Genomic DNA, 13012 nt, shown 5'->3' with positions numbered 1-13012 from the left:
GGATAAATGATTAACTTAATTCTTTTAGGTTTACCAGGTGCAGGTAAAGGTACCGCATCTGAACAAATTGTTGATAAATATCACTTAACTCATATTTCAACTGGGGATATGTTTAGGGAAGCCATGGCTAACAAGACTAAAGTTGGTCTTGAAGCTAAGAGTTACATCGATAAAGGTAACTTAGTTCCAGATGAAGTTACAGCTAAGTTAGTTGAAGAACGTTTAAGTCAACCAGATATTAAAGAAGGTTTCATCTTAGATGGTTTTCCAAGAACTACTAATCAGGCTGAACTTTTGGATGGAATTACTAAAAAATTAGATAAGCCTTTGACTAATGTGATTTCATTAGAAGTAGACGAAGATGTTTTAGTAGAACGTCTTTCATCACGCTTCATGTGTAAAAATTGTGGAGCCACTTATAATAAACTTTCAAAGAAGCCAAAAGTTGAAGGTACTTGTGATCGCTGTGGTGGTCATGAATTTTATCAACGAGAAGACGATAAGCCTGAGGTAGTTAAGAATCGTCTTGAAGTTAATGAAAAGATGAATGCTCCTTTGAAAGACTTTTATCAAAAGAAAGGATTGTTGACTGTAATTAATGGTGAACAATCTCCAGAAAAAGTTTTTGAAGATATTGATGCGGTATTAAGTAATAACAAGTAATAAGATTACTTGTATTAATAAAATTCCGTGTTATAATTTCAAAGTATGACTGTTTAATTGCGGAGGAACAACTTTGGCAAAAGATGATGTCATTGAAGTAGAAGGTAAGGTAGTTGATACCTTACCTAATGCTATGTTTAAAGTTGAATTGGAAAATGGAGCTACAATTTTAGCTCATGTTTCAGGTAAAATCAGAATGCACTACATTAGAATTTTACCTGGTGACAGAGTTACTGTTGAACTTTCTCCATACGATTTAACAAAAGGCAGAATTACATATAGATTTATAAAGTAATAACGGAGGTAAACATGAAGGTTAGACCATCTGTTAAACCAATGTGTGAACATTGTAAAGTTATCAAAAGACATGGCCGTGTTATGGTTATTTGCCCTGCAAATCCAAAGCACAAGCAACGTCAAGGTTAGTAAATTAGGAGGTGCAATTTATGGCACGTATTGCTGGTGTTGACTTACCAAGAGACAAAAGAGTCGTTGTTGCTTTGACATACATTTACGGTATCGGCGAATCAACTGCTAAGAAGATCTGTAAGGATGCTGGTGTTTCAGAAGATATTCGTTCAAAGGATTTAACTCCTGAAGATCAAGAAAAACTTCGTTCAGAAGTTGACAAGTATCGTGTTGAAGGTGACTTACGTCGTGAAATCAGCATGAACATCAAGCGTTTAGTTGATATTGGTTCATACCGTGGTATTCGTCACCGTCGTGGACTCCCAGTCCGTGGTCAAAATACCAAAAATAATGCTCGTACTCGTAAGGGTTCTAAGAGAAGCCGTTAATTTATTTAAGGAGGTTTATTAATGCCTAAAACAGCACGTAAGCGTCGTGTGAAGAAGCATGTCGAAAGCGGCGTTGCTCATATTCATTCTACGTTTAATAATACTTTAGTCATGATTACTGACGTTCAAGGTAATGCAGTTGCTTGGTCTTCAGCTGGTGCATTGGGCTTTAAGGGTAGTCGTAAGTCTACTCCATTTGCTGCTCAAATGGCTGCAGAAGCTGCAGCTAAGAGTGCAATGGATCAAGGCATGAAGCACGTTGAAGTTTCAGTTAAGGGTCCTGGTGCTGGTCGTGAATCTGCAATTAGAGCACTTCAAGCAACTGGTCTTGAAATTACTGCTATTCGTGACGTTACGCCAGTTCCACACAATGGTTCCAGACCACCAAAACGTCGTCGTGTTTAATATTGTCCTATTGATTGGACGTAACGTTTTGAAAGGGGCCAAGTAATGATTGAATTTGAAAAACCAAATATTACCGTTGTTGAACAAGAAGATTCTTACGGTAAGTTTGTTGTTGAACCACTAGAACGAGCCTTTGGTACAACTTTAGGTAATTCTCTTCGTAGAGTTTTACTTACTTCAATTCCTGGTACAGGACTTGTATATGTTCAGATTGATGGCGTTTTACACGAGTTCTCGACAGTTCCTGGCGTTAGAGAAGATGTAACCAAAATTATCTTGAATTTAAAGAAGCTTGAATTAAAGTCTCTTTCAGATGAACAAAAGGTTATTGAATTGGACGTTGAAGGTCCTGCCACTGTAACTGCTGATGATCTTAAAGTTGATTCTGATATTGAAGTCTTGAATCCAGATCAATACATTTGTACCATTGCTGAAGGTGGACACTTGCATATGACTATCGCTGTCAAAAATGGTCGCGGTTATGTATCAGCAAGTGACAATAAGAGTGAAGACATGCCAATTGGGGTTATTCCAGTTGATTCTCTTTTCTCACCAATTGATAAGGTAAATTACCAAGTTGAATCTGCAAGAGTTGGTAAGAGAGATGACTTTGACAAGCTCACTTTTGAGATTTGGACTGACGGTTCAATCAAGCCTAATGACGCCCTTAGCTTTGCTTCAAAGATTCTAATTGAACACTTCAAAGTCTTTGAATCTGCAGATGCAAATGCTAAATTCAGCGAAGTAATGGTGGAAAAGGAAGACGATAAGAAGGAAAAGAAACTCGAAATGACTATCGAGGAACTTGATCTTTCAGTTCGTTCTTACAATTGTCTTAAGCGTGCAGGTATCAACACTTTACAAGAGTTGACTGATAAATCTGAATCAGACATGATGCGTGTACGTAATTTAGGACGTAAATCATTGGAAGAAGTAAAGAACAAATTAACTGATTTAGGCCTTTCTCTTCGTCAAGATGACTAGGCCAAACAGATAATAAAAGGAGGCAAAACTCATGGCATACCGTAAATTAGGTCGCGATAGTGCTCACAGAAAAGCAATGCTTAGAGAAATGACTACTCAGTTGATCATTAACGAACGTATTGTTACAACTGAAGCACGTGCAAAAGAAATTCGCAAGACTGCTGAAAAGATGATTACTTTAGGTAAGCGTGGCGATTTGGCTGCTAGAAGAAAAGCTGCAGCATTTGTACGTAATGAAATTGCTGATATTAAAGAAGAAAATGATGCAGTAGTTGTTAAGTCAGCTTTGCAAAAGCTCTTCAACGATATTGCACCTCGCTACAAAGACCGTAATGGTGGTTACACCAGAATTATGAAGTTAGCTTTAGCTCGTAAGGGTGACGCTGCTCCAATGGTTATTCTTGAATTGGTTTAATTCGAATAACCTAACTTAATAGCTATTAAGAATTATCCATGGAAGTGAGAACAAGCGCGATGATGGTGGCGAAAGCTCAGTCTAGCTTAGATGTTCATTCATCCCTCTCCATGGATGATTTTTTTTGCTCTTTTTTTCTGTTAAAATAAATAAGACAATTTAATTTGAGTGGTGAATATAATGAGTAAAGAAAATATAATCTCACTACAACATGTTTATTTCACTTATCCAAGTGGTAAAAATCAGGTACTAAAAGATATTAATTTGGACATTAAAAAAGGTTCGTGGACATCCATTGTAGGGCATAATGGTAGTGGAAAATCTACTGTCACGAGATTGATTAATGGTTTACTAACTCCAGACGATAATCCTGATACTAAAATTATTGTGGATAATGAAGTTTTAACGGAAAAAACTGTATGGGATATTCGAGATAAAGTTGGAATGGTATTTCAAAATCCGGACAATCAATTCGTTGGAGCGACGGTTGCAGACGATGTTGCTTTTGGCTTGGAAAATCGTGGTGTAGCTCATGATGAAATGGTTGAACGAGTTAATCAAGCACTTCAATGGGTTGGCATGGAAAAATATGCAAATTCGGAGCCTTCTAATCTCTCTGGTGGACAAAAACAAAGAGTTGCAATTGCTGGAATCTTAGCAATCAAACCCAAAATTATCATTTTAGATGAAGCGACTGCTATGCTTGATCCTAATGGGAGAAACAGTATTCTTAGACTAGTTAAGCGCATGAAAGAAAAGAATAACTTAACAGTGATTTCAATTACTCACGATGTAGATGAAGCAATAATTGAGGCTGATCAAGTTGTAGTGCTTAATGATGGAAAAATTCTTATGCAGGATAACCCAATTAATGTTTTCAAAAATTCAAATCTAATACACAAAATTGGTTTAGAATTGCCATTCGTTTTTGAATTGAAACAGAAATTAGCAGAAAATTCAATCGATATTCCGTCGGAAATAAACACTAAAGAAAAGTTGGTGAAATATTTATGCCAATTAAATTCAAAGATGTAAGTTATGTATATTCACCTGGCTCACCACTTGAAAAACTAGGCTTAGATAATATTAATTTTGAAATTCAAGATCATAAATTTATTACTATTATTGGGCATACAGGTAGTGGTAAATCTACTCTTATGCAGCATTTTAATGCTTTGCTTAAGCCGACTAAAGGTACTATTAAAATTGCTAATATGGAAATTACTCCAGAAACTAAGAATAAAAACTTAAAAGAGCTTAGAAGGCATGTCAGCTTAGTATTTCAATTCCCTGAATCGCAATTATTTGAAGATACAGTAATTGACGATATAGCATTTGGACCTAAGAATTTTGGCTATTCTGAAGAAGAAGCAAAAAAATTGGCGGCTAAATGGATTGAAAAAGTTGGGTTACCTGCAGAAATTGCAAGTAAATCGCCATTTGAGCTCTCTGGAGGGCAAATGAGACGCGTAGCAATAGCGGGAGTATTAGCATACCAGCCAGATATTCTTTGCCTTGACGAGCCTGCTGCAGGACTTGATCCACGTGCTCATGAGCAAATGATGAATTTGTTTGCGGAATATCAAAAAGAAGGTCATACAGTAATTTTAGTTACTCATAATATGGATGATGTTGCCAAATATGCTGATGATGTTTTAGTAATGGAGCATGGAAAGTTAATTAAGCATGCGACACCAAAGGAAGTTTTTGCTGACCGAAATTGGGTTAAGCAACATTATTTAGATGAACCAAGGGCCAGTTTGTTTGCATCAGAACTTGAAAACTTCGAATTTGATGAAAATCCATTAACAATGGACGAGCTGGTTTCAGAAATTAAAAATAATTTGAGGAAGTGATTGTATGAGTAAAATAATCATTGGACGCTATATCCCAGGAAATGCTCTGATCTATAAAATGGATCCAAGAGGAAAGTTACTTGCAACCATCTTCTTTGTATGTATTATTTTCTTGGCGAATAATTGGCTCAGTTATGGCTTAATTTGTTTATTTACGTTAGCAACAGTTCTTGCAACTAAATTAAAACCAAAGGTCTTTTGGGACGGGGTTAAGCCATTAATTGGTTTGGTGTTTTTCACTTCGTTATTACAATTGTTCTTTACTATCGGTGGAAAAATATATTGGCAATGGTGGATTTTTACGCTTTCGAGCTATGGAATTACCAATGCAATTTATATCTTCATCAGATTTACTTTAATTATTTTGATTTCAACAGTAATGACGGTAACCACTATGCCATTAGAAATTGCGGATGCGATGGAATGGTTGTTGACGCCACTCAAATTTGTTAAAGTACCCGTTGATAAAATTGCATTGGTAATGTCAATTGCTCTTAGGTTTGTTCCAACTCTATTTGATGAAACTCTCAAAATTATGAATGCCCAGCGTTCGAGAGGGGCAGATTTTAATAATGGTGGACTGATTACTAGAGCAAAAGCAATTGCACCACTATTAGTGCCATTATTTATCAGTTCACTGCAAACAGCAATTGACCTATCCAATGCGATGGAGGCAAGAGGATATCGCGGAAGTGAAGGAAGAACCAAGTATCGAGTTTTAAATTGGTCAAAATATGATTTTTACAACTTATTCTCTTTTGTAATTTTGATAATATTATTATTGATTGTTAGGGCACATTAATGACTACGAGATACAAAATGACAATGTCCTATGATGGACATGCATTTCACGGCTTCCAGATGCAGCCAAACCAAAGAACGGTTCAAGGAGCGATTGAGGAAGCTTTGAAAAAAATGACAAAAGGCCAAAGAGTAATTGTCGAAGGATCCGGTAGAACAGATGCTGGAGTTCATGCTATGGGGCAGGTTATCCATTTTGATTATCCTGGTAATGAAATCCCAGCTGAGCGGATGATCTTGGCAATGAATTCTTTGATGCCGTTGGATACGGTTTTCACTAAATGTGAAATTGTTGATCAGGATTTTCATGTGAGATATAGTGCAAAGGGTAAGTGGTATCGTTATCGAGTTAGTTTAGATCGCTTCGTCAATCCATTTAAGAGGTTCTATACGGGACATTATCCGTATCCTATCGATATTGAAAAAATGCAAACTGCTGCTAAAGATATAATTGGAACTCATGATTTTACGAGTTTTGCAGCAAGTGGTGGACAGATCATTGATAAGGTTCGAACAATTTATTATGTGAATATAGAAAAAGATGAAAAAGAAAATGAGATAATTTTTGATTTCATCGGCTCAGGATTTTTATATAATATGGTTCGAATTTTAGTAGCTACCTTGCTAGAAATTGGCAATGGTAGAAGACCTGTGGCTGATTTTCCAAGAGTGATTGCTGCAAAGGATCGACAAGAAGTTAGAGAAACTGCTCAAGCGAGTGGATTATATCTATATCATGTCTTTTATGAAGATATTCCACAGAAATATCGCCTAGATCGCGAATAACAATTGACTTTTTAGTCAAAAGGACGTACTCTAATATAGTATGTTTGTCCACGATAGGCCCCGGAAACTTATTGTTTTCAAACTGCAAATAAACGGAGGAATTTAAATTGCGTACTACACCATTAGCAAAATCTAGTGAAATTGAACGTAAGTGGTATTTAATCGATGCAACAGACGTAACCTTAGGTCGTCTTTCAACTGTTGTAGCCACTATTTTAAGAGGTAAGAATAAACCTCAATATACACCAAATGTTGATACTGGTGACAATGTTATCATTATCAACGCTTCAAAGATTAAGTTGACTGGTAAAAAGGCAACTGACAAGTTCTACTATCACCATTCAGAATGGCGCGGTGGTTTGAAGTCAGTTTCATACGGTGAATTACTTGCTGAAAACCCAGTTAAGATGGTTGAAATTTCAGTTAAGGGCATGCTTCCAAAGAACACTCTTGGTCACCAAGAATTCATGAAGATGCACGTTTATGCTGGTGAAGATCACAAGCATGAAGCTCAAAAGCCTGAAAAGTTAGACATTAACAAATTAATCTAGGAGGTAACATAAATGGCACAACAAGCTGCATACATCGGTACAGGTCGCCGCAAGGATTCAGTTGCCCGTGTTCGTTTAGTACCAGGTAACGGTACTATTACCGTTAACGGTAAAGAAGTTAATGAATACATTCCTTTCCCTAACTTGGTTAAGGACTTGAAGCAACCATTAACTTTGACTGAAACTGACGGTCAATACGATATCCACGTTAACGTAAACGGTGGTGGTTTCTCAGGTCAAGCTGGAGCTATCCGTCTTGGTATCGCACGTGCACTTCTTGATGTGGATCCAGATTTCCGTGGTCCATTGAAGAAGGCAGGTTTCTTAACCCGTGACCCAAGAATGAAGGAAAGAAAGAAGCCAGGTTTGAAGAAAGCCCGTAAAGCTTCACAATTCTCAAAGCGTTAATCTTTGGATTTACGTACCTATTCAAAAAAGCATTCCAATCGGGATGCTTTTTTGTTTTATGTTGTTAAAACGGTCACAGTTGGTCACAATATGGATGGATCCCAAGGAAGTAAGAAAGGCTTCAAATCAATTAGACACGAAAGTGGTCAGATGTCAGATAATGAGAGCTTTCATGTTGAAACGTATTTAATGGAATATAAATAAGCTACTGAATTTGATTAATTCCAGTAGCTTATTTTTTAAAAATTTTACAAGCTGTCTTGAATATTATCAGCTAAGTAATCATAAAGCATTCCATGTTTTAAAGCCTTAGTATCAATACCCAAAGCTTCAGCAATTGCATAAGAAAATGCCCAAGCAGTGGCAGGACCGCGACTAGTCAAAACTTTATGTTCTTTATCAGTCACAGTAATTCTTTCGCTAAATTTAGCAGACGAATCGTACTTAGCACATTCTTCTTCAATTCCTGGGTAGCAGGTAAAGTCGGCATCTTTTAAAACGCCATATTTAGCTAAAGCACGTGGTGCAGCACACATAGCGGCATCCCATTTACCTTCTTCGTGACGCTTAACCATCAGATCGGCCAGCTTTTCGTTATCACGTAAGTTAGCTGAACCATCCATTCCTCCTGGGAAGGCAACAAGGTCGTAGTCTAATAAGCTATCATCTACAACTTTATCGCAGGTTAATTTGATCTTGTGATCACCCATGATATCGATTTTGTCTAACCCAACCATATCACATTCAACGTTTAGGCGGCGCAGTACATCGACAACACTTAACCCTTCAACTTCTTCACAGCCATCTGCAAAAACAACGGCAACTTTTGGCATTATTATAACTTCCTTTCTTCGATTTTCACTTTGTATAGTTCAATTGTATAATAAAATAGATTAAGAGAGGTAGCGAGATGGGACCAATTACAACTTTTATATTTTTAATAGTAGCTGGAATTTTAGCCGGAATGGTGTCGACAATTGCGAGTATGGCATCTCTGGTTTCTTATCCAGCTTTATTGATTGCAGGAGCGCCTCCCGTGATTGCGAATATCACTAATACTTCTGCTTTGATTTTTACAGGTATTGGATCGACCCTTTCATCACTTGAAGAAATGAAGGGGCATTGGAAAGAAGTCACTAAGTATTCATTTTTTACTGTTACTGGGGCGTTAGTCGGAAGTTTGTTACTTCTAAAATTTCCTGGTGAAGTTTTTGAAAAATTAGTGCCATTTTTCGTGATTTTTTCAGCAGCAATGCTTTTACTTAGTGGCTCAAAAAAATCCTTTAACTTAAGTGGTCAGCAGCATAGTGCTATTAAGAGTGTCGGTGCATATTTTGGATTATTTTTTGCTGGTATTTATACAGGATACTTCGGTGCAGCGGCCGGAGTTTTAATGTTGATCTTTTTGACCTATATCAGCGAGGCCAGTTTTGTAGCCGTGAATGCAATGAAGAATATTTTAGGTTCATTGGGAAACCTAGTTGCATTGATTGTCTTTATTTTTGGCTCGCATATTGACTGGAATATGACAATTCCACTAGCAATTGGACTCTTTATCGGTGGATATTTGGGTCAAAAGACAGTAAAACACTTATCACCTAAGGTTGTTCGCTGGACGACAGCAGCATTGTCATTGGTGCTTGCCGGATATTTATTTAAATCAGCATACTTTTAATTATTTTGATACAATATAATGAATTATAAATAAAAGGGGATGTTAAGTTGACAACAGAGGTTTATTTGGTACGACACGGAGAGACCATGTTCAACCAGTTAAATAAAGTTCAGGGTTGGTGTGATTCTCCTTTAACAGTAAAAGGAATCGATGATTTAAAGCGAACTGCACGGGCTTTATCCCAGGTTCACTTTGACAATATGTATTCATCAGATCTTAAGAGAGCAATTGATACAGTTCATTTAATGAAGAATGTAAATTCTGTTTCAGAGATTGGTAAGATTAAAAAATTACCTGAATTCAGGGAAGTTTTCTTCGGTAGCTTTGAAGGTGACGATATCGATGAAACTTGGAAACAAATAGCTAAGGCTGCAGGGCTGGGTGAAGAGACCGATGTGCAAAAGATTATCAATCAAATAGGGATTGAAAACTTTAGAGAAGCTACTAAAAAGGCCGATCCACGTCACTTAGCTGAAAATAGCGAAGAGCTTGATGAAAGAATGGTTCGGGCAATTGAAAACTTGCATGAATTAACTAAGCATGAGGAGCGGGTGCTCCTTGTTTCTCACGGAGACTTTATTAAGACCTTAGGAATTAAATATTGGAACCAAGGTGATGGTCATCATGATATTGAATTTCCTAATAATGGTAGTGTGACAATTGGAAAAATTCATGATGATGGTAGATTTGAAATTATTGCCTATAATCAAGACGCTGAGAACTTGTAGGAGGAAAATCGTGAAATCTAATACTTCAATGCGCTACCTACTAACAACGTTGTTAAATGTTATTATCACGGTGGCCGAGTTCATTGGTGGTTTTCTTTCTGGATCACTAGCGCTACTTTCTGATGCGATTCATAACTTGAGCGATGTTGGGTCAATCTTATTGGCATTTATTGCTAATTTAATCGCTAAGAGAAAGAAAAATACACGTAAGACTTTTGGTTATGAACGAGCTGAAACCCTTGCTGCCTTTACTAATGGCGTTATTTTGATTGTGATCAGCTTATATTTGATTTTTGAAGCTTGCCAAAGATTTTCAAATCCGGAGCCGATTAAAGGGAAGTTGATGTTCTGGGTTTCAATGATTGGTTTAGCTGGGAATTTAATTTCTATGCTTTTAATGATGAAGGATGCCAAGGGAAGTTTAAATGCAAAAGCAATGTTTCTTAACATGGCTTCAGATACACTTTCAAGTATTGCAGTTGTAATTGGATCGGTGGTAATTGCAGTTTGGAACATTACTATTGTTGACCCAATTTTGACAATTTTGGCTGCTGCGCTTTTGCTAAGAGAAGCATTCAAAGTTACAATTAAAGCAGCAGATATTTTGATGGAAGGGAATCCGAATGTCGATCTAGATCAGGTTAAGCAGATCATTACTTCTTTTCCTGAAGTAATTCATGTTCACCATGTTCATGTTTGGCAATACAGTGACGATATGATTATGCTTGATGCTCATATTAATGTTGCTAAAGGGATGCAAGCAGAAGATCTTGATAAGCTGTATAATGCAATTCAAGATAAGTTAAACAAGGAACTTCATATCAGTCATGTTACTTTGCAAGCAGAATGTGAACGCGGTAGAAATGAAAAGATGATCTCGTCTAATTCCGGCATTCAACAATAAAAAATGAATTTTGAAGTTAATATCTTTACCTCAATCGTTGTTTTAATAGTTGGTTTGTATGATATTGCTCTTGCGATTAATCGCCGTAATCAACCGCAAAAAAAGTCGGTTTGGGCATATGCAATTTTAGGCATAATTTTTACGATTTTTGGAATTGGACTTTTAATTAGCTGCTTAGTAAAAAGGGGTTAAAAATGGTCAAGTTAGTTTTAGTCAGACACGGTGAAAGTATTGCCAATGCTGCTAATGTTTATACTGGATGGAATGATGTCGCACTTACACCAAAGGGTGAACGGCAAGCAGAACATGCAGGTGAATTAATTAAAACAATTGATGATTTTGCTCCAACCCATATTCATACTTCAGTTCTTTCGCGTGCAATTACAACTGCTAATATTATTGCAGAAGTTTGTGGCTTCTCATATCTTCCCATTACTAAGACCTGGCGCTTAAATGAACGCCACTATGGAGCATTGAGAGGCCTTAATAAAAATGTTTCTCGGAAGGTCTTTGGTGTTGAACAAGTTTTGGAATGGCGTCGTTCATTTAATTCAGTTCCACCTAAGCAGGGGTCACCAATTGTTGATCGTCGTTACCAAAAGTTTGACCAACATTTAATGCCGAGGGCAGAAAGTTTGCACCAAACGCAAAACCGTTTAATGCCATATTATTATGATCAAGTTGCTAGTCGGATGTTAATGGGTGAAGACCAATTGATAGTTGCTCATGGTTCAAGTCTGAGAGCTCTGATTAAAAAGATAGAAAATATCAATGATCAGGACATAATTCACTTAGAGGTTCCAAATGCTGAACCAATTATTTATACAATGAATAAAAATTTAGGGATTATTGATAAGAATATATTAAATTAGTGTACGGATTGTACACTTTTTTTGTCCACATAATCATGAACTAGTCTATCTATGGTAAAATTTATACGATACAAAATATATTTTTTTCTAGTTTGGAGTATTTGCTATGCGTAAAATATTTTTATTACGTGGCGCGCCTGGCTCCGGTAAATCTTCTTTTATTGCTCGTCATCACTTACAGCCATATGCGATCAGTCGTGATCAAATTAGGTTATTATTGGCGGACTTAACTGTCTATTATCAAGAAGATGCTGATTACTTACATCAGGTGATTCCACGACACGTAACTGTGCAAACCCAAAAAATGGTCGATAATCTTGTTGAGCATAAAATGTCTTATGGGGAGACAGTAATCGTTGACGGTACACATATTGTGCCAAGCTCAATTGAACATTTCAAAGAATGGGTTGATAAATACCACTATGAATTGTTTGTTGTCGATTTAATGCAACATAATACACTCGAGAGCTTGCTTAAGCGAAATCAAGTGAGAATGCATTATGATTGGGTTAAACCAGAAGTTGTTATTCAAATGTACAATTCGTACATGGCTCATCCAGAAGTTCCAGAATGGGCACATTCAATTTTGCCTAACCAAATGGAGCGCGCTTTATCACAAAGAGAAAGTAATCTAGATCGTTATTCACATGTGATTGCGGTACCAGATAAAGTTGATGAAAAGGATTTTCCACATGTGCATATTTCTAACTTCTACTTTTCTTTCAATGACAAATTTACTGAAAAGTATGGTAGTTATCGAAATGTGGTTACAATTGCGAAGACGCGAGATGAAGCTGTCGATGAATTTAAGTTGCCATACTTTGCATTTAAGTTCCATCACAAGCATTTCCTAATTTCTGCTTATCCAATTCGGAATGAAATGCTTGATCCAATTAAAAAGGTACATGGAGTTTGGTCATATTATACTGGTTTGTATAATGTAGCAGATTTTCTGAAGGAATTTCCTGAAAATAAACAGCAACATGTACATCAGTTTAATTTAAGTAAACTAGACCCAACTCGTTTACTTCACATTTGGTAAAAATATTTAAAAAGAGTTATACAAAAATTGAACTGAGACCCAAAAGTTAGACGCTTTTGGGTCTTTTGTTATGTCTAAATTATCTAAACAACAAAAATTAGAAATATATCGTAAATGGAAATTAG

The 13012-nt window shown here is 36.6% G+C and carries 21 protein-coding genes; 20 read left to right on the top strand and 1 reads right to left on the bottom strand.

What is annotated here, in order from left to right; translation table 11 throughout:
- Nucleotides 1–6 precede the first annotated feature (6 nt).
- The 14 genes from NFR82_RS06475 (at nucleotide 7) to NFR82_RS06410 (ending at nucleotide 7870) form a co-directional block, all read left to right on the top strand.
- Nucleotides 7–663 (top strand): adenylate kinase, encoded by a 657-nt coding sequence (locus tag NFR82_RS06475; RefSeq protein WP_251717478.1) that lies wholly within the window; start codon nucleotides 7–9, stop codon nucleotides 661–663.
- 73 nt (nucleotides 664–736) lie between these two features.
- Nucleotides 737–958, top strand: a complete 222-nt coding sequence (infA, locus tag NFR82_RS06470; RefSeq protein ID WP_002878178.1) for a translation initiation factor IF-1 — start codon at nucleotides 737–739, stop codon at nucleotides 956–958.
- Nucleotides 959–972: 14 nt separating this feature from the next.
- The gene (gene rpmJ, locus NFR82_RS06465; RefSeq protein ID WP_002878160.1) at nucleotides 973–1089 is read left to right on the top strand and encodes a 50S ribosomal protein L36; all 117 of its coding nucleotides are present in this window, start codon (nucleotides 973–975) and stop codon (nucleotides 1087–1089) included.
- Nucleotides 1090–1109: 20 nt separating this feature from the next.
- Nucleotides 1110–1460, top strand: coding sequence for a 30S ribosomal protein S13 (gene rpsM, locus NFR82_RS06460; protein WP_251717477.1), 351 nt, complete (start codon nucleotides 1110–1112; stop codon nucleotides 1458–1460).
- Nucleotides 1461–1481: 21 nt separating this feature from the next.
- On the top strand, nucleotides 1482–1865 hold the full coding sequence (gene rpsK, locus NFR82_RS06455) for a 30S ribosomal protein S11 (protein ID WP_251717476.1): 384 nt from the start codon (nucleotides 1482–1484) through the stop codon (nucleotides 1863–1865).
- A gap of 45 nt (nucleotides 1866–1910) precedes the next feature.
- Nucleotides 1911–2849: a DNA-directed RNA polymerase subunit alpha gene (locus NFR82_RS06450; RefSeq protein ID WP_251717475.1), complete on the top strand. Its 939-nt coding sequence runs from the start codon at nucleotides 1911–1913 to the stop codon at nucleotides 2847–2849.
- Between the two features lie 31 nt (nucleotides 2850–2880).
- Entirely contained in the window at nucleotides 2881–3264 is a 384-nt protein-coding gene (gene rplQ, locus NFR82_RS06445) for a 50S ribosomal protein L17 (RefSeq protein WP_251717474.1), read from the top strand.
- A gap of 180 nt (nucleotides 3265–3444) precedes the next feature.
- Nucleotides 3445–4299: an energy-coupling factor ABC transporter ATP-binding protein gene (locus tag NFR82_RS06440; protein ID WP_251717473.1), complete on the top strand. Its 855-nt coding sequence runs from the start codon at nucleotides 3445–3447 to the stop codon at nucleotides 4297–4299.
- The gene (locus NFR82_RS06435) at nucleotides 4275–5120 is read left to right on the top strand and encodes an energy-coupling factor transporter ATPase (protein ID WP_251717472.1); all 846 of its coding nucleotides are present in this window, start codon (nucleotides 4275–4277) and stop codon (nucleotides 5118–5120) included. Before NFR82_RS06440 ends, NFR82_RS06435 begins: the two co-directional genes overlap by 25 nt.
- A 4-nt stretch (nucleotides 5121–5124) precedes the next feature.
- Nucleotides 5125–5922, top strand: a complete 798-nt coding sequence (locus tag NFR82_RS06430) for an energy-coupling factor transporter transmembrane component T family protein (protein WP_251717471.1) — start codon at nucleotides 5125–5127, stop codon at nucleotides 5920–5922.
- Nucleotides 5922–6707, top strand: coding sequence for a tRNA pseudouridine(38-40) synthase TruA (gene truA / locus NFR82_RS06425; RefSeq protein WP_251717470.1), 786 nt, complete (start codon nucleotides 5922–5924; stop codon nucleotides 6705–6707). Before NFR82_RS06430 ends, truA begins: the two co-directional genes overlap by 1 nt.
- 107 nt (nucleotides 6708–6814) lie before the next feature.
- The gene (gene rplM, locus NFR82_RS06420) at nucleotides 6815–7258 is read left to right on the top strand and encodes a 50S ribosomal protein L13 (RefSeq protein WP_251717469.1); all 444 of its coding nucleotides are present in this window, start codon (nucleotides 6815–6817) and stop codon (nucleotides 7256–7258) included.
- Nucleotides 7259–7270: 12 nt separating this feature from the next.
- Nucleotides 7271–7666 (top strand): 30S ribosomal protein S9, encoded by a 396-nt coding sequence (rpsI, locus tag NFR82_RS06415; RefSeq protein WP_251717468.1) that lies wholly within the window; start codon nucleotides 7271–7273, stop codon nucleotides 7664–7666.
- 51 nt (nucleotides 7667–7717) lie between these two features.
- On the top strand, nucleotides 7718–7870 hold the full coding sequence (locus NFR82_RS06410; RefSeq protein ID WP_251717467.1) for a hypothetical protein: 153 nt from the start codon (nucleotides 7718–7720) through the stop codon (nucleotides 7868–7870).
- Nucleotides 7871–7914: 44 nt separating this feature from the next.
- Here the strand turns inward: NFR82_RS06410 and NFR82_RS06405 are convergent, their stop codons facing one another.
- Nucleotides 7915–8499, bottom strand: a complete 585-nt coding sequence (locus NFR82_RS06405; RefSeq protein WP_251717466.1) for a DJ-1 family glyoxalase III — start codon at nucleotides 8497–8499, stop codon at nucleotides 7915–7917.
- 77 nt (nucleotides 8500–8576) lie between these two features.
- Between NFR82_RS06405 and NFR82_RS06400 the strand changes: the two genes are divergently transcribed.
- The 6 genes from NFR82_RS06400 to NFR82_RS06375 all read left to right on the top strand — a co-directional run bounded on the left by NFR82_RS06400 (nucleotide 8577) and on the right by NFR82_RS06375 (nucleotide 12887).
- The gene (locus tag NFR82_RS06400; protein ID WP_251717465.1) at nucleotides 8577–9341 is read left to right on the top strand and encodes a sulfite exporter TauE/SafE family protein; all 765 of its coding nucleotides are present in this window, start codon (nucleotides 8577–8579) and stop codon (nucleotides 9339–9341) included.
- 47 nt (nucleotides 9342–9388) lie between these two features.
- Nucleotides 9389–10069, top strand: coding sequence for a histidine phosphatase family protein (locus NFR82_RS06395; protein WP_251717464.1), 681 nt, complete (start codon nucleotides 9389–9391; stop codon nucleotides 10067–10069).
- Between the two features lie 7 nt (nucleotides 10070–10076).
- Nucleotides 10077–10973: a cation diffusion facilitator family transporter gene (locus tag NFR82_RS06390; protein WP_251717504.1), complete on the top strand. Its 897-nt coding sequence runs from the start codon at nucleotides 10077–10079 to the stop codon at nucleotides 10971–10973.
- 3 nt (nucleotides 10974–10976) lie between these two features.
- Nucleotides 10977–11165 (top strand): hypothetical protein, encoded by a 189-nt coding sequence (locus tag NFR82_RS06385; RefSeq protein WP_251717463.1) that lies wholly within the window; start codon nucleotides 10977–10979, stop codon nucleotides 11163–11165.
- A 2-nt stretch (nucleotides 11166–11167) separates the two neighbouring features.
- Entirely contained in the window at nucleotides 11168–11845 is a 678-nt protein-coding gene (locus NFR82_RS06380) for a 2,3-bisphosphoglycerate-dependent phosphoglycerate mutase (RefSeq protein WP_251717462.1), read from the top strand.
- Nucleotides 11846–11951: 106 nt separating this feature from the next.
- Complete coding sequence (locus NFR82_RS06375; RefSeq protein WP_251717461.1) at nucleotides 11952–12887, top strand: AAA family ATPase; 936 nt, start codon at nucleotides 11952–11954, stop codon at nucleotides 12885–12887.
- Nucleotides 12888–13012 lie beyond the last annotated feature (125 nt).

Source organism: Lactobacillus agrestimuris (genome assembly GCF_943193025.1).
In the GTDB taxonomy this organism is placed as follows: Bacteria; Bacillota; Bacilli; order Lactobacillales; family Lactobacillaceae; genus Lactobacillus; species Lactobacillus agrestimuris.
The sequence above is the reverse complement of the archived record's forward strand: the minus strand, read 5'-3'. Positions and strand labels throughout refer to the sequence as shown.

Excerpts from the sequence above, each read along its gene's own strand:
- NFR82_RS06475 (WP_251717478.1), top strand. The coding sequence starts at position 7 with ATGATTAACTTAATTCTTTTAGGTTTACCAGGTGCAGGTAAAGGTACC.
- rpmJ (WP_002878160.1), top strand. The coding sequence starts at position 973 with ATGAAGGTTAGACCATCTGTTAAACCAATGTGTGAACATTGTAAAGTT.
- rpsM (WP_251717477.1), top strand. The coding sequence starts at position 1,110 with ATGGCACGTATTGCTGGTGTTGACTTACCAAGAGACAAAAGAGTCGTT.
- rpsK (WP_251717476.1), top strand. The coding sequence starts at position 1,482 with ATGCCTAAAACAGCACGTAAGCGTCGTGTGAAGAAGCATGTCGAAAGC.
- NFR82_RS06450 (WP_251717475.1), top strand. The coding sequence starts at position 1,911 with ATGATTGAATTTGAAAAACCAAATATTACCGTTGTTGAACAAGAAGAT.
- rplQ (WP_251717474.1), top strand. The coding sequence starts at position 2,881 with ATGGCATACCGTAAATTAGGTCGCGATAGTGCTCACAGAAAAGCAATG.
- NFR82_RS06440 (WP_251717473.1), top strand. The coding sequence starts at position 3,445 with ATGAGTAAAGAAAATATAATCTCACTACAACATGTTTATTTCACTTAT.
- NFR82_RS06435 (WP_251717472.1), top strand. The coding sequence starts at position 4,275 with ATGCCAATTAAATTCAAAGATGTAAGTTATGTATATTCACCTGGCTCA.
- NFR82_RS06430 (WP_251717471.1), top strand. The coding sequence starts at position 5,125 with ATGAGTAAAATAATCATTGGACGCTATATCCCAGGAAATGCTCTGATC.
- truA (WP_251717470.1), top strand. The coding sequence starts at position 5,922 with ATGACTACGAGATACAAAATGACAATGTCCTATGATGGACATGCATTT.
- rpsI (WP_251717468.1), top strand. The coding sequence starts at position 7,271 with ATGGCACAACAAGCTGCATACATCGGTACAGGTCGCCGCAAGGATTCA.
- NFR82_RS06405 (WP_251717466.1), bottom strand. The coding sequence starts at position 8,499 with ATGCCAAAAGTTGCCGTTGTTTTTGCAGATGGCTGTGAAGAAGTTGAA.
- NFR82_RS06400 (WP_251717465.1), top strand. The coding sequence starts at position 8,577 with ATGGGACCAATTACAACTTTTATATTTTTAATAGTAGCTGGAATTTTA.
- NFR82_RS06385 (WP_251717463.1), top strand. The coding sequence starts at position 10,977 with ATGAATTTTGAAGTTAATATCTTTACCTCAATCGTTGTTTTAATAGTT.
- NFR82_RS06380 (WP_251717462.1), top strand. The coding sequence starts at position 11,168 with ATGGTCAAGTTAGTTTTAGTCAGACACGGTGAAAGTATTGCCAATGCT.
- NFR82_RS06375 (WP_251717461.1), top strand. The coding sequence starts at position 11,952 with ATGCGTAAAATATTTTTATTACGTGGCGCGCCTGGCTCCGGTAAATCT.